General features: G+C 62.2%; 20 protein-coding genes. 14 read left to right on the top strand and 6 right to left on the bottom strand.

The genetic code is table 11. From position 1 onward, the window contains the following. The first annotated feature begins 12 nt into the window (after positions 1-12). The 7 genes from JJN09_RS24125 (at position 13) to JJN09_RS24095 (ending at position 7,753) form a co-directional block, all read left to right on the top strand. Positions 13-1,014, top strand: coding sequence for a polysaccharide deacetylase family protein (locus tag JJN09_RS24125; protein ID WP_249484076.1), 1,002 nt, complete (start codon positions 13-15; stop codon positions 1,012-1,014). Further along, positions 1,011-2,318: a lipopolysaccharide biosynthesis protein gene (locus JJN09_RS24120; protein WP_249484075.1), complete on the top strand. Its 1,308-nt coding sequence runs from the start codon at positions 1,011-1,013 to the stop codon at positions 2,316-2,318. The genes JJN09_RS24125 and JJN09_RS24120 overlap by 4 nt, the downstream gene beginning before the upstream one ends. Then, positions 2,315-4,234, top strand: a complete 1,920-nt coding sequence (locus JJN09_RS24115; RefSeq protein ID WP_249484073.1) for a hypothetical protein — start codon at positions 2,315-2,317, stop codon at positions 4,232-4,234. Before JJN09_RS24120 ends, JJN09_RS24115 begins: the two co-directional genes overlap by 4 nt. 70 nt (positions 4,235-4,304) lie before the next feature. Then, positions 4,305-4,994 (top strand): N-acetyltransferase, encoded by a 690-nt coding sequence (locus tag JJN09_RS24110; RefSeq protein ID WP_249484072.1) that lies wholly within the window; start codon positions 4,305-4,307, stop codon positions 4,992-4,994. Positions 4,995-4,998: 4 nt separating this feature from the next. After that, positions 4,999-6,183, top strand: coding sequence for a GNAT family N-acetyltransferase (locus JJN09_RS24105; protein ID WP_249484070.1), 1,185 nt, complete (start codon positions 4,999-5,001; stop codon positions 6,181-6,183). After that, positions 6,155-6,946, top strand: a complete 792-nt coding sequence (locus JJN09_RS24100) for a ChbG/HpnK family deacetylase (RefSeq protein WP_249484069.1) — start codon at positions 6,155-6,157, stop codon at positions 6,944-6,946. Before JJN09_RS24105 ends, JJN09_RS24100 begins: the two co-directional genes overlap by 29 nt. Positions 6,947-7,060: 114 nt before the next feature. Further along, a complete protein-coding gene (locus JJN09_RS24095; RefSeq protein WP_249484067.1) occupies positions 7,061-7,753 on the top strand; it encodes a GNAT family N-acetyltransferase in 693 nt (230 codons plus the stop codon). Positions 7,754-7,912: 159 nt separating this feature from the next. On the opposite strand, the gene JJN09_RS24090 is transcribed toward JJN09_RS24095, so the two are convergent. After that, positions 7,913-8,719: a bifunctional 2-polyprenyl-6-hydroxyphenol methylase/3-demethylubiquinol 3-O-methyltransferase UbiG gene (locus JJN09_RS24090; RefSeq protein WP_249484066.1), complete on the bottom strand. Its 807-nt coding sequence runs from the start codon at positions 8,717-8,719 to the stop codon at positions 7,913-7,915. Between the two features lie 137 nt (positions 8,720-8,856). Here JJN09_RS24090 and JJN09_RS24085 point away from each other — a divergent pair, with 137 nt between their 5' ends. Next, positions 8,857-9,225, top strand: a complete 369-nt coding sequence (locus JJN09_RS24085) for a hypothetical protein (RefSeq protein WP_096821338.1) — start codon at positions 8,857-8,859, stop codon at positions 9,223-9,225. Here the strand turns inward: JJN09_RS24085 and JJN09_RS24080 are convergent. The 5 genes from JJN09_RS24080 to JJN09_RS24060 all read right to left on the bottom strand — a co-directional run bounded on the left by JJN09_RS24080 (position 9,216) and on the right by JJN09_RS24060 (position 17,719). Further along, on the bottom strand, positions 9,216-10,652 hold the full coding sequence (locus tag JJN09_RS24080) for a sigma-54 dependent transcriptional regulator (RefSeq protein WP_249484064.1): 1,437 nt from the start codon (positions 10,650-10,652) through the stop codon (positions 9,216-9,218). The genes JJN09_RS24085 and JJN09_RS24080 overlap by 10 nt on opposite strands. After that, a complete protein-coding gene (locus tag JJN09_RS24075) occupies positions 10,621-12,114 on the bottom strand; it encodes a HAMP domain-containing sensor histidine kinase (RefSeq protein ID WP_249484063.1) in 1,494 nt (497 codons plus the stop codon). Before JJN09_RS24075 ends, JJN09_RS24080 begins: the two co-directional genes overlap by 32 nt. A gap of 102 nt (positions 12,115-12,216) precedes the next feature. After that, positions 12,217-13,287 (bottom strand): SCO family protein, encoded by a 1,071-nt coding sequence (locus JJN09_RS24070; RefSeq protein WP_249484062.1) that lies wholly within the window; start codon positions 13,285-13,287, stop codon positions 12,217-12,219. A 17-nt stretch (positions 13,288-13,304) separates the two neighbouring features. After that, positions 13,305-16,112, bottom strand: a complete 2,808-nt coding sequence (locus JJN09_RS24065; protein ID WP_249484061.1) for a multicopper oxidase domain-containing protein — start codon at positions 16,110-16,112, stop codon at positions 13,305-13,307. Between the two features lie 158 nt (positions 16,113-16,270). Beyond that, positions 16,271-17,719 (bottom strand): ATP-binding protein, encoded by a 1,449-nt coding sequence (locus JJN09_RS24060; protein ID WP_249484060.1) that lies wholly within the window; start codon positions 17,717-17,719, stop codon positions 16,271-16,273. 307 nt (positions 17,720-18,026) lie between these two features. Here JJN09_RS24060 and JJN09_RS24055 point away from each other — a divergent pair, with 307 nt between their 5' ends. The 6 genes from JJN09_RS24055 to JJN09_RS24030 all read left to right on the top strand — a co-directional run bounded on the left by JJN09_RS24055 (position 18,027) and on the right by JJN09_RS24030 (position 24,423). Beyond that, entirely contained in the window at positions 18,027-19,370 is a 1,344-nt protein-coding gene (locus JJN09_RS24055) for a hypothetical protein (RefSeq protein WP_249484059.1), read from the top strand. A gap of 35 nt (positions 19,371-19,405) precedes the next feature. Further along, positions 19,406-21,640: an Ig-like domain-containing protein gene (locus JJN09_RS24050; protein WP_249484057.1), complete on the top strand. Its 2,235-nt coding sequence runs from the start codon at positions 19,406-19,408 to the stop codon at positions 21,638-21,640. A gap of 104 nt (positions 21,641-21,744) precedes the next feature. Then, the gene (locus tag JJN09_RS24045; RefSeq protein WP_249484056.1) at positions 21,745-22,209 is read left to right on the top strand and encodes a curlin; all 465 of its coding nucleotides are present in this window, start codon (positions 21,745-21,747) and stop codon (positions 22,207-22,209) included. Between the two features lie 26 nt (positions 22,210-22,235). Further along, positions 22,236-23,687 (top strand): curlin, encoded by a 1,452-nt coding sequence (locus tag JJN09_RS24040; RefSeq protein ID WP_249484055.1) that lies wholly within the window; start codon positions 22,236-22,238, stop codon positions 23,685-23,687. Positions 23,688-23,957: 270 nt separating this feature from the next. Beyond that, entirely contained in the window at positions 23,958-24,164 is a 207-nt protein-coding gene (locus JJN09_RS24035; RefSeq protein ID WP_085613439.1) for an antitoxin, read from the top strand. Next, on the top strand, positions 24,154-24,423 hold the full coding sequence (locus JJN09_RS24030) for a type II toxin-antitoxin system RelE/ParE family toxin (RefSeq protein ID WP_249484054.1): 270 nt from the start codon (positions 24,154-24,156) through the stop codon (positions 24,421-24,423). Before JJN09_RS24035 ends, JJN09_RS24030 begins: the two co-directional genes overlap by 11 nt. Positions 24,424-24,526 lie beyond the last annotated feature (103 nt).

The raw sequence follows: 24,526 nt of genomic DNA, 5'->3' as shown, positions 1-24,526 counted from the left end.
AGGGATAGAGCCATGGCGATCAAACAACTGATTAAACGCACCAGCGGCTGGCTCTATCTCAACTCGTCCGTGGGGCGAAACCAGTTGCACGGCGCCGGGGTGATCCTGATGTTGCACCGGGTGCTGGCCAACGACCGCGCCGCCGACCTGCCGCACCGCAACGAACTGTGCGTCGGGCCAAAAGCCTTCGAGCATCTGCTGGTGTGGCTGCGCAAGCATTTCGATTGCGTACCGCTGATGGAAATCCTTCAGCCCAACGCCCTGCGCAGCGAACGCCCGCAAGTGGCGCTGACCTTCGATGACGGCTGGCGTGACAACGCGGCCAACGCCTTCCCGCTACTGCAGAAACATCAGGTGCCGGCGAGCATTTTCCTTTCCACCGACTTCATCGGCAGCCGTCAGCGCTTCTGGTGGGAAAGCATCGGTGAAACCCTGTGGGGCAGCCACGGCGAAAAACCGCGCATGCACCTGATCGACTGTTTGCAGGCGACCCATCACCCGTTGCCGGTGCTGATGGACGACATCGATGTGGATCGTCGCAGCCTGACGTTGCTGCACTACCTGCAAGGTTTGAAGAGTGCCGACCCTTTGCTGCTCGAACGCCTGACCGACGAATGCCCGCCAGAGTCGCAGCCCCAGGCGCTGGACTGGCATCAGGTGCGGGCGATGGAAGCGTCGGGACTGGTGCGCTTCGGCCCTCACGGGGCCAGTCACACGATCCTGACCCAACTCGACGACGTGCGCCTGAGCGAAGAAATCAGCCGCAGCCGCGACGCCCTGCACAACGGCTGCAACCGGCCGTTGCCGGTGTATTGCTATCCCAACGGCGACAACGACGCACGGGTGCGGGAACAGATTGCCAGCCACGATTATCCGTTCGCCCTCGGCACCGGCACCGGGATCTATCGCGGCGCGGGTGATCCGCTGAACCTGCCGCGCTTCGGCGTCAGCCAGCGCACTGCGCGCAATCCGGAACTGCTGTCGTGGCGGATTTTTCGCGGGGCGCGACCATGAGTCGAGGCAGTTACCTCAGGCATCTGGCGCTGAGCATGGGCACCAAACTGGCGATGATCGCCCTGCGCCTGCTGAGGAATGTGTTGCTGGCGCGAATCCTCGGCCCCAGTGAACGCGGGCTGTTCGCCCTGCTCAGCACCCTGCCCGACCTGATCAGCGCAGCCACCAGCGGCGGCTTGAATTCTGCTGTCGGTTATCAGGCTGCCAAGCAGCGGCCAATGGGTTTGCTGCTGGCTCAAGTGTTGGTGTTCGGCTGTCTGCTGGCGGGGCTGTTGACCTTGCTGGTGGTGGCGCTGGTGCGCGAGTTCGGCAGTGAACTGGACGTGACCGTGCAACTCGGCCTGCTGGCGTGGCTGTTGCTGCTGGCGGTGCCGTTGACCGTGCTCAAGAGCGGTCTGCTGACGCTGCACAATGCGTCCGGCGGCGTGGTCGCGTTCAACGCCTTGCGTCTGGTGGAGTCCCTGGCGCCGCTGTTGCTGTTTCTCGCGTTGTTCTGGATGTGGAAAGAAGCAGCGCTGGAAGCGGCGCTGATCAGTTGGCTGGCCGGGATCAGTCTGGTGGTGCTGGCCGGTTGGGTCTGGCTCAAACGTGCGCAACCGTTGCAGTTGCAATGGGACCGCGCCAGCCAGAACGAATTGCTGCGCTACAGCGCCCGCAGCCATCCGGACTTGCTGTTCCAGCAAGTGATTCTGCGTTCCGATTACCTGTTCATCGGCGCCCTGCTCGGCAGTACCGCACTCGGTCATTACGCGATGGCCAGCGCCGCCGCCGAACTGCTGCTGATCGTCCCGGAAGCAGTGACCACGCCGCTGATGAAACGCCTGCTGCAACAGGATGAAGGCATGGACAAAGTCACCCCGCTGGCCCTGCGCCTGACTGCGACAGTGATGCTCGGCGCCTGCCTGACCATGGCCGTGATCGGCGATTGGCTGATCGTCACGTTGTTCGGCGTTGCCTACCAACCGGCGTATCCGGCGCTGCTGGCGTTGCTGCCGGGGCTTTTGGGCCTGTGCTACGCGAGCATTCTGCGGCTCGACCTGCTGGGCAAGAATCGCCCCGGCACGGTGTCGCTGCTGATGGGCCTGGGTGCCTTGCTCAATCTGGCCCTGAACCTGGTGATGATCCCGGCGTACGGCATCGTTGGCGCGGCGGCGGCATCGTCGATTGCGTATCTGGCGGTGACGGTGGCGATGCTGGTGTTGTACTGCCGGTTGAGCGGCGTGCCATTCTGGCAAACCCTGATCATCCTGCCCGCCGACTTCACGCCGATGTGGTTGATGTTGCAGCGTAGGAAGGCCGCATGAAAAGTCTGGCCCTGCTGCTCGGACTCGGCCTGTCGCTGGACGCCTTCGCGGCGTCGATGCGCTGGGGCGACATTCGCGACGGCAGCCTGTACCTGCAAGCGGATCGCCCCGACACCGTGACCGTGCGCTGGGCGCCGGCATGGCAGGCGGACGCCAACGAAGAGCACCTGTACCTGCTCGACGGCCAGGGCAAATTGCAGGGCGACCGCTTCATCAAGGCCAGCGAAACCCGTGGCAGCCAGAGCTGGCCGTTGGCGCCTGGCGCGGCGAGTTATCAACTGGAAATCCCCGGCTACAGCTTCCGCAATTACCGGGTCGAACACGACGAAAACACCGTGGCGCTGTTCGCCCCGGCCAAGGTGCATTTCAGCGCGGAAACCCGCAACGGCGATGAGTTGTATTTCAAAGTCGCACCGGGTGAACACGCAGTGCTCGCCGGCAAATTCCACGGCGGCGTCAGCGCCCTGCAAGCGCAGCGGGTCGGCGACGGCCAACAGCTCTCGCTGGCACTGAAACCGTATCGCGCCTATTGGCAGTTCGATCAGGTCGCACTGCCGGTCAGCGATCGCGAACAAGTCTGGCGGTTGCGTTTGCAAGGCAGTGGCAAAGCGGCGTTCTGGCTCGATGGAACGGCCAATCTGTTCGCGCAGAATCCGCAACAGCTCAAACCGCTGCGCGAAGACGACGGCCAGACGCGCCTGACCCTGCACGACAAAGTCCTCGGCCGCACGCCGGACCTGGGCATCGCCCTGCCCTACGTGATGCCGCCGCCCGCCAGTCATGCCGCGCTCGATGCGCTGAAACCCACAGCGGCCAGTTACTACAGCTTCGTTGACGTGACGGCGAAAAAACCGCAGTTCGAAGATGCGTTTCGTCAGGTCTATCAGGATCGTTTCGGCATTCGCCAGGACATCACCCTGCTCGCCGGCAGTCAGCGTCAGGCCGACTTGCGCGCCGACGTGCAAAGCAACGGCGGCCTCGACGCCTGGCTCGCGAGCACTCGATTGCTTGGCGGCAAAGGCACGCACTACATCGGCTTTGCCGACGAACCGAACCTCAACTACTCGAGTTACGAGCAATACCGTTCGATCTTCACCAGCATGGCCCGCCAGGTGCGCAGCGATCCGGCCAATGCCAGGGCCGGCGTGCGCATTGCGATGCCGGCCAGTTCGCGGCTGGTCAACGGCCCGTTCGCCGACAACGCGGCAAACAAACGCGGTATCGACTGGGCCCGGCGCCTGCTGGGCGAATCTGCCGATCAGGTCGATGCACTGGCCTGGCACGAATGGATGATCCGCGACCTGCTCGCCACTCGCGTCTACCGCGACAGCGTGCGCCGCGCTGCCGATCTGGTCGGCCTCGACGCCAAGGGTCAACCTCGCAAAGCCTTGCTGCTGGATCAGACCAATCTCTCCAGCGGCTCAAGCCTCAGCCCCTACGATCAGGAAACCCACTACACCTCACTGTGGTGGGCCTCGGTGGTGATCAACGCCTCCCAGGACGGTTTGCTGACGATGCTCAACTGGTTCCAGGCCGCCGATGAGCCGGAGTATCCCAAGGGCATGTTGCGCGTCTCGGCGGATGAACAACACTTCGAACTGAAACCGGTGGGCCTGGCCCAGCAGTTCATCCAGCAACACTGGCTGCACAAGGTGTTGTGGCTGGAAAACGATGCGTTTGAAGTCGATGTGCTGGCGATGGCCGGCGACGATCAGCGCGGGTTGCTGGGCGTCAACAAGGGCACGCGCTTGCAGCGTGTCGATCTGGCGGGGGCCAAATGCCCGTTGAAAAACGGCGCCCTGCGCTACTTCGGCGCCGACAACCGCAGCCGCGACGCGCCCTTCCGTTGCCAGGACGGTCGCGTGCGTTTCGAGCTGCCGGGGCAAACCCTGTTTTCTCTGAGCTGGAACGCTTGATGAACCGTCCGTTGATGTTCCGCCGCGCAGGCCTGTGCCGCGCGATGCATCGTCATCAGGAGCAACGACCATGAATGTTCTGCAAAAAGTCAGCGAGCAAATCAAACAGAAGGGCCTGCGTGCCACGTTGGCCAAGGTGTGGAAGCACTACTTCTTTTCCCATCAGGAACTGCTGTGGATGGAGCGCGACCTGGTCAGCCCGGTGCCGCCCCACAGCCTCAAACCCTACCCGCCGCTGCGGGTGGTGAAGATCACGCCGGACAACGCCAGCGCCTTCGCCCGTTACTTCGGCGACCGCGTCGGCACCATGGCGGAACTGGCCAACGAAGGTCACACCGGGCACATGCACCTCGACGACCAGGGCGATGCGGTGGCCTTCATCTGGGGCAGCGCCCGGGACTATTTCGACCGCCATTACTACGGCTGCATGTTCCCGGTGAAACCCGGTGAGTTCTTCGAATTCGGCGGCGAACTGACCCGCGCCTACTGGGGCACCGAACTGTCGGTCGACTTGCAACTGGAGCTGTGGAAAGCCATGGCCGCCCAGGGCTGCGACAAGGTCGTGGACGTCTGCGAGTTCCACAACATCCCGGCGCTCAAGTTGCACCTGCGCATGGGCTACACCGAGCAGGGCCGGATCATGAACGTCTACACCCTGTTCGCCCGCTGGCGTTTCTACCGCGAAACCCGCTACAGCGGCTCGCGTCTGGATGCGCTGCGCAAACCTTCTCGTCCCTCCGTCACAGCAACGGCGACCTGAGCCTATGGCGCGATTCGAATGGCGCACCTCGTTGTGCGCACCTGACTTCCCGGCAGCGGCCTATGAAGCGCTGCGCCTGCGGGTGACGGACCACACGCCGTTCAACAGCCTCGGCTGGTTGAGCGCTGCAGAGCAGACACTCGACGCGAGTGAGCATCTGCACATTTTGCTGGGCTGGGAAGCGGACGAATTGCGCCTGTGCCTGCCGCTGGTGGCCGGCCGTGAGCGTTTTGGCGGGATACCGTTTGCCGTGGTGCGTCACCTCGGTTATCCGCTGGCGGATCGCCTGGCGCTGCTATCCGTGCTTGAGGCCGACAGCCTGCGTCAGGCGTTGTTGCTCATCCGCCAACGGATGCCCCACGCGCTGCTGCAACTCAACGAACTGTCTGAACCGGCGGGCGAAGAAAGTGCCCTTGCCGAATGGATGGCGCACAGCTCGACCGGCGAGCGACGCTTGAGCTGTCGGGTGCCGGTGCACCTGATCAGCGAAGCTGACCTCCAGGAAGTCTCCGGCGATCCGCGCTACAAATTGCGGCGTGCACGCAAACGGATTGCTGCGTGTGGCGCTGTCGTGCGGCGAATCATTCCCGATGCCCTGACCATGGGCCCGCTGTTGCAAGCCATCAGCGAAGTCGAAACCGTCAGCTGGAAGGGCGACGAAGGTGTCGGCATCTTCGCCAGCGAACGCAGCCGCCGCTGCATCGAAAGCGCCTTCACCGCTCTCGCCGCCCAGGGTTTGGTGCGCGTGGTCACGCTGGAGCTGGACGGGCGCTGCATCAGCTACCGGCTCGGCTTGCTCGAACAGGGCCGGCTCTACGATTACAACCTCGCGTTCCTGCCGCAGTACGCCGATCTGGGCAGCGGCCGGGTGTTGCTGGAGGAATGGATTCGCTGGGGACTTGAGGACAACTGGCGCTGGATCGATGCCTCGCGGGTCAGCCTGGAAAACTCCAGTCACCAACTTCACGAACGCATGACCGGGCAACTGGAGCACTGGCGCTGGAGCTTCTATTCCTGGCGCCCGAGCGGCCTGTTGCTGGGGCTTGGACTGCGCCTCTGGCAACGGCTCAAACCGACATTGCAGGAATGGCGAGCCCGGCGTCAGTCGACGCCTCCAAAACTCGAAACCAAACCCGCCGCCACCACCACGGAGGGCGAACATGCCTCGCCAAGTCATAGTCAACGCTGACGATTTCGGCCTGACCCCGAACGAAAACGCGGTGATCTTCAGCGCCTTCCAGGCCGGGGTCATCAGCTCTGCCACAGCCATGGCCAACATGCCGGCATTCGAAGCAGCCTGTGCGATGGCCCGTCATCACTTGCTGGACGGGCGGATCGGCCTGCATTTCAACCTGACGTATGGCCGGCCGCTGAGCCAGGCGATTCTCGCCCGTCGCACCTTCTGCGACAGCCAGGGTGTGTTCGACCTTAACTTGCCACGGCACAGCCTTTGGCTCGGTCGAGCGGATCGCGAAGCGGTGCAGGAGGAGTTGCAGGCGCAGTGGCAGCGCTGTGTCGATCACGGCGTGCGCCCGAGCCACCTCGATTCACACCAGCACGTGCACAACATCTGGCCAATCGGCGAGATCGTCGCGCGCTTCGCTGCCCATCAGGGTGTTCCGGTACGACTGGCGCGCAATCTGGGGCAAAACCTCAGCCTGCCCAAACGCATATTCAAAGGCTTGCTCAACCGTCGCTTGCAAGGACTGGCCGGTGCGACAGCGGACTACGTCTGCACCCCGGTCGACCTGCGCAACGAGCCTGCGCCGACCGACGGTGTGCTGGAAGTCGTCGCGCATCCCAATCAGCTCGGGGCTGATTTCGGTGATGCGTATCTGCAACCTGGAGAGTCCCTGAGCCGCGTGCTAGAGCAGCGGCTGGCGGGCGTTCCACGGGTCTCCTATGCCGACCTGAACAAGGATTTTCTGCGCGGTGCCGCGGCACTCGATTGAGTTACACAACTTGCAATACTTTCGAAGATGGCACTTCGAAATGAACTTGCAGGCTTGATCTATACCCACAAAAGCCAACCACAAAAACACCCGGGCCTCGGCCACGGAGGGCATATGAGCGTCATTGAAAAGCTGCGCAAACGCATCAAGCAAAAAGGCCTGGGCCGCACCTTCGGCACCTTGTGGAAACGCTACGTGTTCTTCCATTGGGAACTGCTGTGGATGGAGCGCGACCTGATCAGCCCGGTGCCGCCGCACAAGCTTCGCCCTTACGAAGGCCTGCGCAAAGTCGACATCACGCCGCACAACACCGGCGCCTTCGCCAAACACTTCGGTGACCGCGTACAGACCATGGCCGAACTCGCAGCCGAAGGTCACACCGGGCACATGTACCTCGACGCGGATGACCACGCTGTGGGCTTCATCTGGGGCAGCATTCGCGACTACCACGACCGTCACTATTACGGCTGCGAGTTCCCGGTCAAACCCGGCGAGTTCTTTGAATTCGGCGGCGAAATGACCCGCGCCTACTTCGGCAGCAGCCTGTCGGTGGACGTGCAGGTTACCCTCTGGCAAGCCATGGCCGCCCAGGGTTGCCACAAGGTGGTGGACGTCTGCGAAACCCACAACATCCCGGCGCTGAAACTGCACATCCGCATGGGCTATCACGAACAGGGCCGTGTGACGCACGTCTACGGACTGTTTGGAAAGTGGCGGTTCTTCCGCGAGACGCGGTATGAAGGTTCGCGACTGGAACCGTTGCGCAAACCGGGACGGCCAGTGGTCACGGCGGCTGCGCAGGCTTAAGACTTGTGGCGGCTGTGCAGCCGCCTTCGTCGGATCGCCGCCCGGAGCAAGCCCGCTCCCACAGGTTTTATGTCGACCACAAAATATGTGATTGCCGTAGATCCCTGTGGGAGCGGGCTTGCCCGCGATAGGGCCAGTCGCCGCACCTCAATTGTCAGGTCAGGACTTCACACCCACCCACGTAAAACACATCGGCATCTGCGCCTCGCGGTTCAGGTATTGGTCATACGCCTCTTCCCGGTTCGAATGCGGGTATTCCTTGAAATGCGCGATGTTCAGCCCGGCGTCGAGGGCGGCAGTGAAGATGGCGCCGAGGTTGTGCACGAACCAGTACGACGGCGCGGCTTGTTGCTCGACCTTACCGACGTAGACGATCGGTTCTTCCTGCACGAATGGTTCTTCGCGGAAATACGAGGTCGCGAGGCGAAACGGATCCTCGGCGTCGGGATCGACCATTTCCAGGAACGGGTGAGTTTCGTAGATCACCAGTTGCCCGCCCGGTTTGAGGGTCGAGGCGACGTGGCGGAAGAATTCGCCGATGTCGGGCATCCAGTTGAGGACGCCGATGGTGATCAGCGCCACGTCGAAGCGATCGCGCAGTGCTTCGGGCAGGTGATGAATATCGGTTTCGACGAATTCGGCCTTGTGCGGCGAGCGGCTGTTGAGCTCACGGGCCTGTTCGAGGAACGCCGCCGACTGATCGACACCAACGACACTTCGCGCACCCAGCGCGAACAGCGAGAGGCTCTCGCGGCCATTGTTGCAACCCAGTTGCACGACGTCCTTGCCATCGACGCCGACCTGCTCCAGCAACCCGCGCAGGGTTTCGTCGAGGCAGGAGAAATCGGCCTGGACGACCTCGGTCAGCAAAGACTGCCAGTCAGGTGAATCCTGATGATGACGGGCCGAATCGTTCCACGCCTGACGATTGCTTTCGATGGCGTTCTTGTTGTTTGGCACTTCCATGGCGCACTCCGGACGATGCTCTTGATTGAGCGGTCCGAGTCTAGTTGAGCCCGATAATCCAGGTTGTTGCGAACTTGTAAGCCAACGGGCGGCTATAGTTAATAGCCTTGGGGAAAACCGCTTCCACAGGTGCTGCCATGCAAACGTTCAACCGGCTGCTGCTATCCGCCTGTCTGCTCGCCGCCACACAGGCGCAAGCCCTCGACAGCAACTTCAATTACTACGGGCCGAACCAGCCCTTCGCCCATCCGGCGCCGCCGTCGCTGAATGCCCAGCCGCCTCGGCCGTTCGATGACACCACGCCGCAGGATTTCGTGGTGATCCCCGATCGCCACGACTTCCACGATTCACAGCTGCCGACCGTGGCCGACGCGACGGTGCGAGTGTTTATCCGCACGTACGACGCCGAGCGCGGCATCTACGTCAACGACGAGGTGCTGGATCCGACGTGCCTGCTGGAATGCCTGAGCCCGCCGAACCCACGGAGTAACGCGGTCTACCACTGACGCTTGTCCGGGCGTGCCAGGCCGAGCTTTTCGATGCGGTAGCGCAGCATGTCGCGGCTCAGGCCCAGCAAGCGGGCAGACTTGGTGACGTTCCAGTCGGTCTTGTCGAGCATCTTGCGCACCATGTCGCGCTCGACCTCCGGCAGGTTCATCGACTCGGTGTTGCTCGCCGGGCGCGGTTCGAAGTGCGGCACTTCGTGATGCTGATGCTGATGCAACGGCGGCTCGTCGACCAGGCTCATGCACACGTTCAACTGGTGCGCGGCAATGGTGTCGCTCGGTGCCAGTAGCACGGTCTGTTCAAGCATGTTGCGTAGTTCGCGCACGTTGCCCGGCCAAGTGTAATTGAGCAGCAGCTCTTCAGCCTGCTGGCTGAAATGCAGGTTCGGTTTGCCGTAGCGCTTGCCGTGGCTGGCGAGAAAATGCCGCGCCAGCAACAGCGCATCGTCGCCACGGGCATACAGGCGCGGCACCTTGATCGAGATGATCCGCAGGCGGAAGAACAGGTCACGGCGGAATTTGCCCTGCTGCACCATCTGTTCGAGGTTGCAGTTGGTGGCGCTGATCACCCGCAGGTTGACCTTGCGCTCCTTCACCGAGCCGACCCGGCGAATGGTGCGATCCTCCAGCAGCTTCAGCAGTTTGGCCTGCAGCACCAGATCCATCTCGCCGATTTCGTCGAGGAACAGCGTGCCGCCGTCGGCTGCCTCGACCAGCCCGACGCGGCGATCCTTGGCGTCGGTGAACGCACCTTTCTCGTGACCGAACAGCTCCGACTCCACCAGGTTGGCGGGGATCGACGCGCAGTTGAATTCAATGAACGGTCCTTTGCTGCGCGCGCCGTCGAAATGCAGCGCACGCGCCACCAGTTCCTTGCCGGTCCCGGTCTCGCCTTCCACCAGCACCGGCGGCAGATCGCCGTTGGTCATGCGCCGTTCGGCTTCGAGCAACTGACCGATGGTGTTCTTCAAATGCTGCATCGGCGCCGATTCACCGATCAGCGCCTGCACCCCGGATTTCTGCGCTTCGCGCTCCTGATAAAACGACAGCGTGCGCTCCATCCGTTCGGTGGCCAGGGCCTTGTCCAGCAGCAGTTTGAGTTCCGGCAACGCGACCGGTTTGGTGACGTAATGAAAGGCGCCCTCCTTCATCGCGACCACCGCATCTTCGACGTTGCCGTAACCGGTCATCATGATCACTTTCAGATCCGGCGCGCTGATGCGCAGCTTCTGGATCAGGTCGTGACCGCTCATGCCCGGCAGCGAGTTGTCGGTCAGCACGATGTCCGGCATGAAGCTTTCCAGTTGCCCCAGCGCGTCTTCAGCCGAATGGCAAACCGTCACCTCGAAGTCTTTGCGCTCCAGGTAGGTCTGAATATTGTCGGCCAACAGTTCGTCATCCTCGACCAGCAGAATGCTGTGTTCCATATTCCCCTCCCGATGCCACTTTAAAGTTGAGACTGACGCGGGTTCCTTCCTGCTCGCGGCTGGTCAGTACAACCGAGCCCTGAAAACGCTCCATGATTCTTTTGACCAACGCCAGGCCAACCCCGAGGCCGCCCTGTTTGGTGGTGAAAAACGGTTTGAACACCAGTTGTTGCTGTTGCGCGCTCATGCCTTTGCCGGTGTCGCCCAGGGTCATGCACACCAGGCCGGCGTGGGGTGCCTCAATATCGACACTCAGCACGCCGCCCTTGGGCATCGCCTCCAGAGCGTTGGCAAACAGGCTATTGAGAATCTGCGTCAACAGCACCCGTTGGCTGACGACCGGCGGGCAGTCTTTCGGGTTGAACCGCACTTCGACCCCGCTACGCCGAATCGATGCATCGAACGCGCCAAGGGTATCTTCGACCGCCGCCAGCAGATCCACGGCTTCGCCGTCATCGTTCATCGGCCGCAGCGACACCAGCAACTCGCGAACCCAGCGCGACATGCGATCGACCTGGCTGATGATGTCGCCGATATTGCGCTGGGCGCTCTGGCTGGCCACTTCCTGGGCCAGTTCGGCGCTGGAACGGATGGTCGCCAACGGGTTGCGCAAGCTGTGGGCCACCGCCGAGGACATCTCGCCCAGTGCGACAAAGGTTTCGTTGCTGATCAGTTGCTGTTGCTGGCTCTGCAGCAAGGTCGAAGCACGCCGAACGATCCAGAACAGCCCGAGGTAAATCGCCGCGCCCCCGAGGATCGTCGCCGCCCAGATTGCGGCGAAACCACGGTCGATGCGGTCTACCAGATCCGCCGGTTCCTTGTAGATCTCGACCATGGCGATGACTTTGCTTTTGTCGGCGTTGAACATCGGGATGTAGTTCTCGATGAACAGGTATTTGGGCTCGCGGGACAGCTTCTGTTCGGGTTTTTCGTCGTCGATCTTGTGGTAGCTGGAAGACACCGGCACTTTCATTTCGAATGACTCGTCCAGCTCGTCGTCGTCCTCGAATTTCACGCCGACCAGCTCCGGGTTGGTCGACCAGATCACCGTGCGATCCAGGGCATAGACCGTCGCCAGGAGGATGTCCGGCAAGTGTTCGACATGATCGAGAAATTCGGCCCGCGCCGAGACATGCGCCAGCGGGTCGACATCGGGGAAGTTCTTGTCCTGACGCGGGTCGAGCATTTCACCCATGGTGCGCAGCGGCGTGATGCCGGCGTGGCGCATTTCCGCATCGCCGATGGCCTGGACAAATTGCGCCGTGAGCATCGCATCGCGCTCTACGCTTTCGGTGACCACGAACCGCGTGGAGATATAGCCCAGACCCAGCGCCACGGCGGCGATGATGAAAAAACTGGCCAGCGAGAACCAGCGCAGCAGGTTGAACTGTCCGCCCCAACTCTTGATGGCTGCTGCCGCGACGTTCGGCGCAGGTATTTTTTGTTCTTCCAGTCGTTGCATGGGGGTGCCCTGGCATTTTGTATCGAACCGGTTACAGCCACCTCACGAGTGAGTGTAGGTGGCAATGACCGTGACACAGGTCTCAATGATGCTATTTAGCCGCTAGCGCATGCGACTCACCGTTTCGCTGCTTGTGTCCGGACTTATTGGCGTCAACGCCCCGTCAGCCAAGGGCTGCGCGGTTGGGTGCTGACGCTCGGTTTCATCGCGCAGGAAGTCGATGATCGACTGCGCTGACTGTTCGTCGAGGCGCAGATTGGGCATCGAAATCCGCTCGTATTGTTCGAACAGTTGCAGCGCGATCGGGTCCTTTTCCGCCAGTACCCGATCCGGTTCGCGGATCCAGCGGTTGAGCCAGGCCGGGTCACGCTGGCGGGTCACGCCGATCAGGTCCGGGCCGATGTTGCGCATGCCGATGCCTTCGCCGTCCTGTGGGCCGAGGCTGTGGCACGAAGCACAACGGGTGCGGAACAGTTCTTCGCCGTTGCTCGGCGGCCGAATTTCCGGCGCATTGGCATAGCTTTCCTCGATGCTTGGCTGCTTCCAGTTCTGCAAGGTGTTGGCCAGTTGATCGGCGAGAATCCACGGATTTTCGAACGGCGAGGCCTTCATCCAGCGCCCGGTGCTCTGGTTGCCGACAATCAGGCTCAGGTTGTGATCCTTGGTGCGGCCGTTGTCGACGCCTTCGATGAACAGCCCGAGTTTCTTGCGCAGGTCGGTGACGTCTTCGAATTCGCCAGTGAGGAATTTCCAGCCGGGGCCAACCTTGAAGCGTTGCGAATAAGCCTTGAGCACTTCGGGGGTGTCGCTGAGCGGATCGATGGTGATCGAGTAGAAAAAGATGTCCTGCCCGACCCGGTCCCCCAGCAGTTTCTGCACCTGGCGCAGGCGTGCAGTTTCCAGTGGGCAGGAGTCGCTGCAGGAGGTGAAGATGAAATTGATCACCACCACCTTGTCTTTGATCAGGTCATCGAAAAAGCGCACCTGCTTGCCGTCCTGATCGGTCAGCAGGGTGTTGGGGAAATAGTCGCCACCCCACGGGGTGGCGGATTCGCTGGCGCCTTCGGGCAGCGCTTGATGAGCGATGAGCACCTGACTGCCGAGCAGGCAGGTGACCAGCACCAGGATCAAGTGCATGCCAAGGGCGCGGGAGCGCGGCGTTGGCTGGGTCATGTCGGCTCCCTCCCTTTTCATTTCTTCACGGTCACTTGCGGGCCGAAGCCATCGCCAGCGCGGAAGGTTGGCAGCGCGGCGGAGTTGACGTAGCGCACGCCATCCCAGCTCGGCAGCGGTGTCGGCATCAATTGCAGTTGGCCGGGCTTCTCAAGGTCCCAACGCAGCAGCATCGAGTTGTCCTCATGCTGGGTGTTGTGACAGTGCTCCATGTAGGTCCCGGCGAACTCGCGGAAGTTGATCGCCATTTCCACGCTGTCCAGCCCGTCGGCTTCCGAACCGATGCGATAGACGTCCTTGCGCGCCCATTTTTCCCACTCAGGCGGGGCCTTGCCGCCACGGCTGAGGATGATCCCTTCCTCGAAGTGCACGTGCACCGGATGGCTCCAGCCCTTGCCGCCAAGCTTGATATTCCACACCTCCAGAGTGCCGAACCCGGCGGTGCCTGCGTCGGTCGGACCGCTGGCCAGTTTGGTCGAAGCGTTCAACCGGCGCGGGTCCATGTGGAAGCCGAAGCCACCATCGGTCTTGACCGTCCACGGTGCTTCATCGGTGCCGTCGCTGCGGCCGAAGGTGAAGGTGCGGTGACGGGCGTTGGCCAGCAGCGCTTTGTCGGCGGCGTTGTCGCGGTGGATTTTCAGCGGGATCATCACCATGCCTTCGGCCTTGCCCGGTTTGGCCGGTTCGTAGGCTGCCGGGTCCATGGCCAGGTCCTGGCCGGTGAAAGGCTTGACGTTGAGCTGCAAGACCTTGCCCACCGCCGGATCGCCCTTGTCCCACTGCGGGCCTTTGCTGGTCTGTTTGATCACCGCCAGGTACTTCTCGGAGAGCACGTCGGACAGCGAGATCGTCTCTTTCGGGCCTTTGCCGTCGTCCTGGGCCTGGAGGTTGACGAAGAACAGCTTGTCGCCCGGTTTGATGCCGTTTTTCGAGAAGTTGACGATGATGTCGAACCGCTCGGCGATGCCCTGGGTCGGCAGGATCGCGTTGTGGTTCTGTTTGTCGCCGTCGGCGTCGAGGTCCATCGAGCCGTCGAACGGCACGCTGTGTTCCATGATGTTGCCGTCGTTGGCGATCATGTGGAACGGCACGCGGCTGTAGGAAACACCGGAGTTCTTCGGCCCCTGGAATTCACCGCTGGTGCCTTTGATTTCCCGTACCAGAGCGAGTTTGAAGTAACGCGACACAGAGCCGTTGAGGATGCGGAAGCGATAACTGCGGGCGCGTACGTCGAGGGTCGGTTTCCACTGCCAGTTGACCAGCACCTGATCGCCGATGAAGCCATCGGTGTTGAACGGGTTGAACCACAGTTGGCCTTCCTGATCCCAGGCCTTGTCCGCGAACACCAGGTTGACGTCGTAGTCGCGGTTGCCCCACGGCAAGGCGCTGCCGCTGGGGAAACGCAGGTTGACCCCGTCGTTCACCGATTCGTTACCGCGATCCAGGGCGCTGTAGTAGTTCATCATCGCCGCGTTGCCCTTGTAGACGTTCTGCGCGGTGAAATCGAGCATGTGGTCGTGGAACCAGTGGGTGCTCATGGTTTCGCGCCAGTCGCCACGGATCTTGATAGTGCCGTGGTCGCAGGTCTTCTTCGCCGGTGCAAGGTCGTTGACCCACAGGGTTTCCCCCGGTGCGCAGGGGAACGCCGCGCGGGGATCTTCAGCCTTGGTGTTGATGCTGTCGTAACCGGCGAGCTGGATCGGCCAGCGATAGTCGTAATACTGGCCGGGGAAGAAAAACGCGTTGGCATAGCCATCGCTTTCCGCCGGCGAATGGCCGTTGTGTTCGTGGGTGGTGATGGTGTGCAGACCGAAACCACGGTTGGCCGCCGGATCAATCGGCAAGCCATTGTAGTGACGCATGATCACCGGTTGGCCGTAGCGCACCATCAGCAGTTTCGGTGGCAGCGTGCCGTCGAATGTCCACACCGAGTTGTGGTTCTGCACCGGCATCGCCGGGTGGAAACGCGCATCGACGCCCTTGGCCGTGCCATCGGTTGCCGGCACGCCAGCGACGTTGTGGTACAGCCCGCCGGGGCCGAACTCGCCGACGGCATAACCGTGCATCTGCCGACTGTCACGCAGGCCACCGTTCAGACGTGCACCGGTTTGTACGGTCTTGTAGGCGACTTGGGGGTAGAACTCGTTCCAGCGCTGGTGAGCCCAGCCTTTTCCCGGTGGCCGGCCTTCGGCGGATGAGCCGATGTGACGGTTGAGGAACAGTTCAATTTGCGACTGCCACGGGTTGCGGTCGACCACGTTGGAGAACTGACTCGGGAACGGCGTCAGCCCCGGTTGACGCAAAAAGGCGTCCAGCGCGGTGCCGGGTGGCGCACTGCGGGCGATGCTGTTCGGGTCCTGGGCCGGTGCCGGACCGATGGCGGCCGGTGGAAAGCTCAGCGGCGCGGCCGGGGTGGTCGGGTCGAGTTTTTCCGGGCCGAACTCTTCGAACAGGACGATTTGCTGAGTGAACGGCTGGGCACCGTACAACGGGCTCGGCTTGCCATTCGTGGGGTAATTGAAACTGGTCTGCACGGTCGGCGGCAGGATGTTTTCCGAACGCGTGGTGTTGCGCGTGCCTTTCACCCCGTCAGGCAGATCGAAGGAATCTTCGTTGGCCTCGGGCATGGTCAGGATGGCGTTGAGTGCCGCCGGCTCATCGGCCGGCTCGTCGTAATACGCCGACGGGTCGGAGGTTTCCGGCTGGTTCTCGTCATCAATCGGGCTCGCTCGAACCCCGGCCATGGTGCCGAGGGTCAATGCCAGAAAGACGCTTAACGGCGTCAGCAGGAATAACTTGTTGGGGTAACGCGTTGCTCTGTCCATCACCAGCCGCCTCATCTAAGGAAGGGGTGATGGTGTTTTGCAATTACCTCGCCAAAGTATTAATCCCCGCTGAAACAAGCCGTTACAGACGCTGTTGGATTCCCCACTCCCCGGTGACCGGGGGCTGACACCCGCTCCTGGGGGAAGTTCACCCCAATTTACTGGATGAGTTGAAACGCCAGACGAACGGTGGTGCCCTCGCCTTCGCGACTGTCCAGGGTCACGCCGCCGCCGAAACGCTCCATGATCCGCTTGACCAGCACCAGCCCCACACCGAGCCCTCCCTGCTTGGTGGTGAAGAACGGCCGGAAGGCCATGCTGCGCTGTTCCTCGTTCATGCCTTTGCCGGTGTCGCTGAGCATGACGCTGACGCCGCGATTATCCGTGGGCTCCAGCGTAATGGTCAGCGTGCCACCCTTGTCCATGGCCTCCAAGGCGTTGGCCAGCAGGCTGTTGAGAATTTGCGTCAGTTGCACCGGTTGGCTCAGCACCATCGGTGTCTGCTGCGGATGAAACACCACCTGCACACCGGCCTTGGCGATCTGTTGCTCGAACGCGACCAGACTTTCATGCAGCGCCGCCACAAGGTTCACCGGCTCCGGTTCGTCGTTGAGCGGTCGCAGCGACTGGAGCAGTTCGCGCACCCACTTCGACATGCGATCGACCTGGCCGATGATGTCCTTGATGTTCTTCTGCGCCGGCCCCGCATCGAACTCCAGGGCCAATTCGGCGCTGGAGCGGATGGTCGCCAACGGATTGCGCAAACTGTGCGCCACCGCCGAGGACATCTCACCCAGCGCGACAAAGGTTTCATTGGCAATCAGTTGCTTTTGTTGCGCCGCCAACAGAATCGCCGCCCGGCGCACGATCCAGTACAACCCCAGATAGATCAGCCCGCCGCCCAGCGCGGTGGCCAGCCAGATCAGGGTCAGGCCGCGCTCCATGCGGGCGATCAGGTCTTTGGGTTCCTTGTAGATCTCGACCATCGCCGTGACGTTCTTGCCATCGGCGTCGAACAGCGGGATGTAGTTTTCGATAAAGATGTAATCCGGCGGCACCACGAACTTCTGTTCTTCACGGCCCTTGTCGACGTCGTGATAACTGGCCGAAACCGGAATCTTTTCATTGAACGCCCGGTCGAGATCGTCATCGGCATGAATCCGCGTGCCGGTCAGCGCCGGGTTGGTCGACCAGATCACCAGGCGATCCGGCGAGTAGACATTGGCGAGGATCACATCGGGCAAATGCTCGATGTGATCGAGAAATTCACCCCGGGCGCTGGCCCGTGCCCTGGGGTCGACATCGGGAAAGTCGTTGTCCTGACGCGGGTCGAGCAACTCGCCCATGGTGCGGATATTGGGGATCGAGACGTGACGCACCTCTGCCGACGCGATGGCCTGAATGAACTGCGCGGTCAGCAAGGCATCACGCTGCACGCTCTCTTCAATCACGAAACGCGTCGACACCGTCCCGAGCGCCACGGCCACCGTGCCGATCACCGCCATACTGATCAATGAAAACCAGCGCAGCAGATTGAACGGCTGCTTGCGCAAACCCAGGCGCAGGCTGCTCTCCTCGACCGGTAGCGATTTTGACTGCATGTTCATGGCGGCGACTTCCCGATACGTCCCTATAGGGTTATAGCCCACGGTTGGGTGATTGCCCGGATGCGGGGGGTGAACGGCCCCACGATCACCGATCTGCAAATCCGCCTTGCCGATTGATCCCCACAATCCCCAATCCTGGGGACTGTCGCCCGATGTCCGCGCTGCAAAAAATCTCCACCCGCACTCGCCAACCCTTGCGCCACGGGCCTCTCCCGACCGTTACGCGGTCGTTGGTATGGAAGTTGTAAAGCCCCTCTGCAACTGACCCACCCCCAAGGGGCAGGCACTTCGATAGAGGGATTAACTCATGCACCCTTTACTGTCCAAAACCGCGACCGTCCTGGTCGTGAGCGCCTTGGCCCAGGGCATTGCCCAGGCCGCTCTGTTCGCCGTCGATCCCGGCCCCTATGCCCCGGCGACCGGCGGATTTGCCAGTTGGTATCAGGACACCCACGGTCGCACGCTGGATCTGTGCCTGTCCAAAGCACTCAGCTCGCGCGTACCGAGTACGCCCGGCGCCCCTTCGTACATGTGCTCGCTGATTCCGACGCCCGGTGTGTTCGACGACGCCCAACCGATCGTCTTCCCGACCAACTTTCCCGACGAAGCGTTCTGGTTCACCGCCGACGGCACTGTTGTCGATGCGGCCCGGGGCATCAATCTGTCCTACGGCTCGGCCATTGAAGCTGCGTTCAGTGGCGGTGATCCGGTGGAAGGCGACCAGATCAGCTTCGCCCGGATCCGTATTCGGGTCGACGTCCCCACCGCCGGCACCTACGTGATCACCCACCCGTACGGCGTCGACGTGTTCACCGTCGACACCCCCGGTCGCCGCGCGATCAACATGACCCGTGACATCGGCATCGGCAGTCCGAAAACCTACGACGGCGCGCTCAAGGGTGACGTCGGGCCGTTCCTGCGCAGCGTCAACGGGCCCTACACCGAAACCAATCCGGCGGGCGGTGCCGAGCAATTCGTCGGCGACCCGAACCTTGAAGAAGCGGTGACCGGCAGTCCGTTCAACACCAATTTCATCCGCATCGAAGGCCCCGGCGGCATCGACCTGCGCACCACGGTGTTTGCCGTCTCCGGCAAGTTGTCGACGGTGGTTCGGCCAACGCCGCTGATCACCGAACGCAGCACCTACTCGCGCAAACCCGGCGACAGCGCCCCGGTGGCCCAACAAGACGTGTTCGTCAAAGCTCCGCCTGCCCCGGCCACCGTAGCCGTCACCAGCAGCACGCCGGTGCTTAACCTCAAAGAGGCCGACAGCACCGGTAGCTGGTACGCGCAATCGCAGGTCAACCCGACCTTGCCGAGCACGCTGCAAGTGACCGCCGACAACCACCTGGCTATCGCTACCAGTTCGCCGACCACCCTGCCCATGACCCTGACCGACCTGGTGGTGATCCAGCGCGCCGAATACAGCCTGAGCTCCGGGCAACTGACGTTGGTGGCTTCGACCAGTGACGAAACTTCGCCGCCGGTACTCACCGCCACCTCCGGCAGCGGCGCCGCTATCGGTGCGCTGGGCGGCGACGGCGCAGTGAAAACCCTGACCACCGGGATCACCCCGATTCCACCGGCCAAGGTGCGAGTGACGTCGTCCAACGGCGGCAGCGATACCGAAGAAGTGGTCATCGTGCAATGAACGCTCACATGCCCAGATCCGCATCAGGAGGCATCATGAACAAGTGGCCACGCTTCGCGCTCAACGCGCTCGGGCTGACAATCTCGCTGACCGGCAGTGCGTTCGCGCAACTGGCCGCCGTCGACCCCGGCCCCTACACCTTCGCCACCGGGAAATTCCCGATGTGGTATCAGGACAACAACCTGCTGTCGATGGAGCTCTGCCAGTCGCGCGCCGCCAGCTCGCGAGTGCCGGCCGCCACCCCGCCGGCGTACATGTGCACCCTGCTGCCCGAGCCGGGGATTTTTGACGACACACTGCCAATGGTGTTCCCCGACAACTGGCCGCCGGAAGCCTTCTGGTTCCTGGCTGAAACCAATATCCCCAACAACGGCGCCGGTTTTGGTATGGACGCCTACGTCGCCGGGGTAGAAGCGGCCTTCGCCTCGGAAAACCCGATCGATGGCGACCAGCAAAGCTTTGCGCGGATCCGTATCCGGGTGAACGTCCCCGTGGCCGGCACCTACACCATCACCCACCCCTATGGCGTGGAAACAGTCACCGTCACCACGCCGGGCCGGCGGGCGATCAACATCACCAAGGACGTCGGCATCGGCGCCCCGGGCAATTTCAGCGGCGCGCTCAACGGTGCCATCGGACCGTTCCTGCGCAGCATCAACGGCCCGTACACCGAAGTGAACCCGGACAGTGGCAGCGTCGAAACCTTCGTCGGTGACCCGAACCTCACCGAAGCCGTGACCGGCAGCCCGTTCAACACCAACTTCGTGCGGATCGACGGTCCCTCGGGCGCGGGCTCGATTCAGACCACGCTGTTCACCGTCGCCGGCAAGGTCCTCGACAACCGTCAACAGACCCACGTAGCCCTCGATCGCGCGACCTATCGCCGGACGTCGGCCGGCGTGCGTACCGAAGTGTTCGCCAAGTCTGACAGCAGCTCGACCCTGTGCTTCCGCGAAACCCTGGCGCTGCTGCCAGGACCGCCGAAAACGCCGTGCCAGACCAGCCTGTTGGGTGACAACAACGGCCTGTTCTTCGGCCAGCGCCTGGGCAACGGCACCTTGCCGTCGGTGGTGGTCGTGACCGCCACCAATCCGGCCGGCACCACCCGTCCAACCTCGGTCTCGGCGAAGCTCACCGACGTGGTGAAAATCCAGACCGCCCGCTACAGCTGGGCCAACCACAGCCTGCTGATTGAGGCCACGTCGACCGATGAAGTCGCCGTACCGGACATGGTTGCCCAAGGTTACGGACGCCTGTCGAAAACCGGCACTCTGCAAAAAATCACCGTCGCCGACCTGACCCAGCCACCGGCCACCGTCACGGTCAAATCCGCCGCCGGCGGCAGCGACACCGAGCCGGTGGTAGTCGTCGGCAACGCACCGGACACCGGTGAAAACCAGGCGCCGCTGTCCGTCGCCGACACCGGCAGCACCAGCTTCGGCGTGCCGATCACCCTCAACGTGCTGACCAACGACAACGACCCGGACGGCAACGTACCGCTGACCATCACCGCGCTGACTCAACCGGCGGCCGGTCAGGGCACCGTCGCCCTGAATGGCACCACGTCAGTGGTCTACACCCCACCAGCCGTGGTCAACGCACCGCTGACCACGACCTTCACCTACAAAGCTCAGGACAGCAAAGGCCTGGCCTCGGTGAACCCGGCCACGGTGACCATCAGCGTGGCGCCGAACCGGCCACCGACCGCCGTCGCCGACAGCGTCGCAACACTGGGCGTGGCGATCCCGATCAACGTGCTGGCCAACGACACCGATCCGGAAGGCAACACGCCGCTGGGCGTCGCCAGCCTGACCCAACCGCCGGCAGGACGCGGCACGGTCAGCACTGACGGCACGGTGATCACCTACACCCCACCGGCCACCGTGACCACCGCGTTCACCACGACCTTCACCTACATCGCCCGGGACAGCTTCGGCGCCCTGTCGACGCCGGCCACGGTCACCGTGCAAGTGTCGCCACGGCCAGCGGCGGAAACCTTCACGATCACCACCTCGACCGTGCAGGCCCGTTCCGGCAACCGCTTCAACTGGGACTTCGCCGGCACCTCGTCCGTGACCACCGGCAACACCATCACCGTGCAGGTCACCACCCCGACCGGGCTGGTCACCCTCGGCACGACGACGGTACCGGTCACCGGACGCTGGCGGTTGACGCTGAACAACACGACGGTGGTGCCATCGGCCAACCCGACCGCCACCATCCGTTCGTCCCAAGGCACCGTGCGCACCATCTCGGTGACCACCCTCTGAGCCCACGCCCCACCCGCCCCACACCGCCTGAGCGCGGAGTGGGTGGGGCTGCTCTCAGCCACGATTTCAGGTTTAAGCAACACGACACAGCACAGGATAACGCCATGAACACGCCGACCGCCGCCCTGCTTTGCCTGCTCGCCCTGTGCGGCAGTGCGGGTGTGCGCGCCGACGACCTGATGGAAAACGATGACTTGGCGCCCAACAGCGCCGATCTCGGCGAACTGCCGCCCCCTGTGGGCCAGCAAGCCCTGATCGACCAGAACGGCCAGGCCAACCTCGCGCTGCTCTCGCAGAACGGTCAGTCGCTGCTTGGAAACATCGTGCAGTCGGGCAGCAATCAGGAAGCGTACATCCTTCAGCAAGGCAGCGACCTGATGGCGTTGATCACGCAAAACGGTTCCGGCAACGCCGCATCGATCACACAAAACGGCAGCCACAACCGCGCGCAGATTTCGCAAAACGGCAACAACAACGACGCCAGCATCGAGCAGGCCGGCACGGGGCTGCAAAGCGCCGTGACCCAGTCGGGCAACGGCATGAGCGTTTCGGTCAAGCAATATCGCTAAGCACTGCAATCATCGGAGAGTTCATCATGTTCAAACTGACGCCCCTCACCGCCGCCATCCTGGTCATGTTCAGTGCCCAGGCCATGGCCGACGACAGCCTGTCCACCCAGAGCCAGGTCGGTACTGCCAACATCGCCGATGTGAAGCAGACCCAGGCCCCGTTCAGCAGCGCCACCCAGACCCAACTCGGCCAGGGCAACGACGCCGCCGCCGTGCAAGACACCGCCAGCAGCGTCATCACCCAGGACGCGGTCGGCGACTACAACGCCGCGTATGCCGAACAACTTTACGAAGACAATGGCACCATCACCCAACAACAGGTCGGCGCCTTCAACACCACCCACGCCAGCCAGTCGCTGGGCTTCGGCTCACCCAACACCGTCCTGCAACAGCAGCAAGGCACCGGCAACTTCTCGTTCGTCTACCAGGACTCGCAGAACGGCAGCGAAGGCAAGACCTTCCAGTTCGGCGACAGCAACGAAGCCAACATCGAGCAACTGTACGAAGGCAGCGGCAACAGCTCGGTGATCACCCAATACGGCACCGCCAACTACGGCACCGCCGAACAGGTCACCCACAACGGCGGGCAGATCGGCATCAACCAGGCCGGCGAAAACAACTACGGCTACGCCGACCAGCGCAACGGCACCGGCGGCAACATCACCATCAACCAGTTCGGCAACCTCAACGGCAGCGAAATCTGGCAGGACACCCAACTGGCCAGCCAGGCCACCGTCAACCAATACGGCGACAGCAACGAAACCGTGGTCGACCAGAGCTTCGGCGAAAACAACACTGCCGCCGTCACCCAGGTCGGCAACACCAACGCCATCTACGCCGACCAGTTCGAGTCGGTCAACTCGACGCTGTCGCTCTATCAAGTCGGCAACGGCAACGTGCACTACACCTACCAGAGCGGCGACGGTCACACACTCAACGCCACCTCCGTGGGCAACGACAACAAGGTCTACGCCAGCAACTGGAAAGGCCCGCAACACGGCGGCCAGTTCGGCAGCAACCAGCGTGCGACGATCAATCAGGCGGGTAACGGCAACATCGCCAGCTTCACCCAGGATGGCGTCGGCCACACCATGACCACCCACCAGACTGGCACCGGCAACAAAACTACAGTCAGCCAGGCTGATTCCTACAACGAGCTGTACTTCGACCAGAACGGCAGCGACAACATCCTGATCTCCGATCAACGCGGCACCACCAACCTGGCCCAAGGCACCTCGAACGGCACTGGCAACAGCACCGAGTTCGACCAGTCCGGCACCGGCAACCAGGCGTACACCGCGCAGCTGTATGGCAGCGACAACATGATCACCGTGAAACAGGCTGACACCATGAACGTGGCGTACGTGACCCAGGGCGGGACGGGGAACATTGCTAATGTGGATCAGAGCGGGATGACGCAGACGGCGAATATTCAACAGTTTGGGTCGGCTAACCAGGCGACGGTGTTGCAGCAGTAAGGGTTGAGTGTTGGAAAACCGCGACCTGCTGAGGGTCGCGGTTTTTTTTGCGCTGAGGCTCGAGTGGCGTCCTACGGAAAACGTACCGTTTTCAGAAGATCGGGGACTTTTCTGACGAATTCTGGCGGTTGGCCGTCGGAAGTGCAGGCTCTAGGATTTGCCGGGACAACTTGATCCTCATGGAGCTTGGCCAACATGCAATTCATCCAGACAGCGACGACAGCGATACCATTACCGAATAGACTTCCAGGCACCAAACCCGGAGGTTCCATGATCGACCCGTCTTTGATCGACCCACTGTGCCCGGTTGTTTCGGATCTTGGTCCCGAGGAGCAGGCTGCGAGTTATGACCGTTGGTTGATCGCCAAAATACAAGCCTCCATGAATGACCCACGTCCGAGCATTCCTAATGATCAGGTGATGGCCGAAATGCATGCCCTGATGGAAGCAAAGCGTAAAAAATACGATGCAGGTTGAGTGGCAGCCCGAAGCTCGGGCTGAACTCCTGCACATTCTTGACTACATCAGTGACCGTAATTTCAAAGCGGCTAACAAGCTTTCAAACGCTATTGAAGCCGCCACGATTATCGTTGCCAAACATCCACACCTCTATCGAGTGGGGCGAACTCCCGGCACTCGTGAGATGGTGGTACATCCCAACTACCTGCTCATTTACCAAGCGGTGGGCCGGATAAATATTCTGGGCGTTGTGCACGCACGTCAGGAATATCTGTGATGTGGCGCTCGGTCACACAATGAATAACCTCACTGAAGCAAAAAATGCGCTCCCTTTGGGGGGCGTTTTTTTTGCGCTGAGACTTGAGTCGTTGATTGTTTCC

The organism is Pseudomonas sp. HS6 (genome assembly GCF_023375815.1).
In the GTDB taxonomy this organism is placed as follows: domain Bacteria; phylum Pseudomonadota; class Gammaproteobacteria; order Pseudomonadales; family Pseudomonadaceae; genus Aquipseudomonas.
Note: the sequence above shows the minus strand (reverse complement) of the source record. Positions and strands in the feature narration are given on the sequence as shown.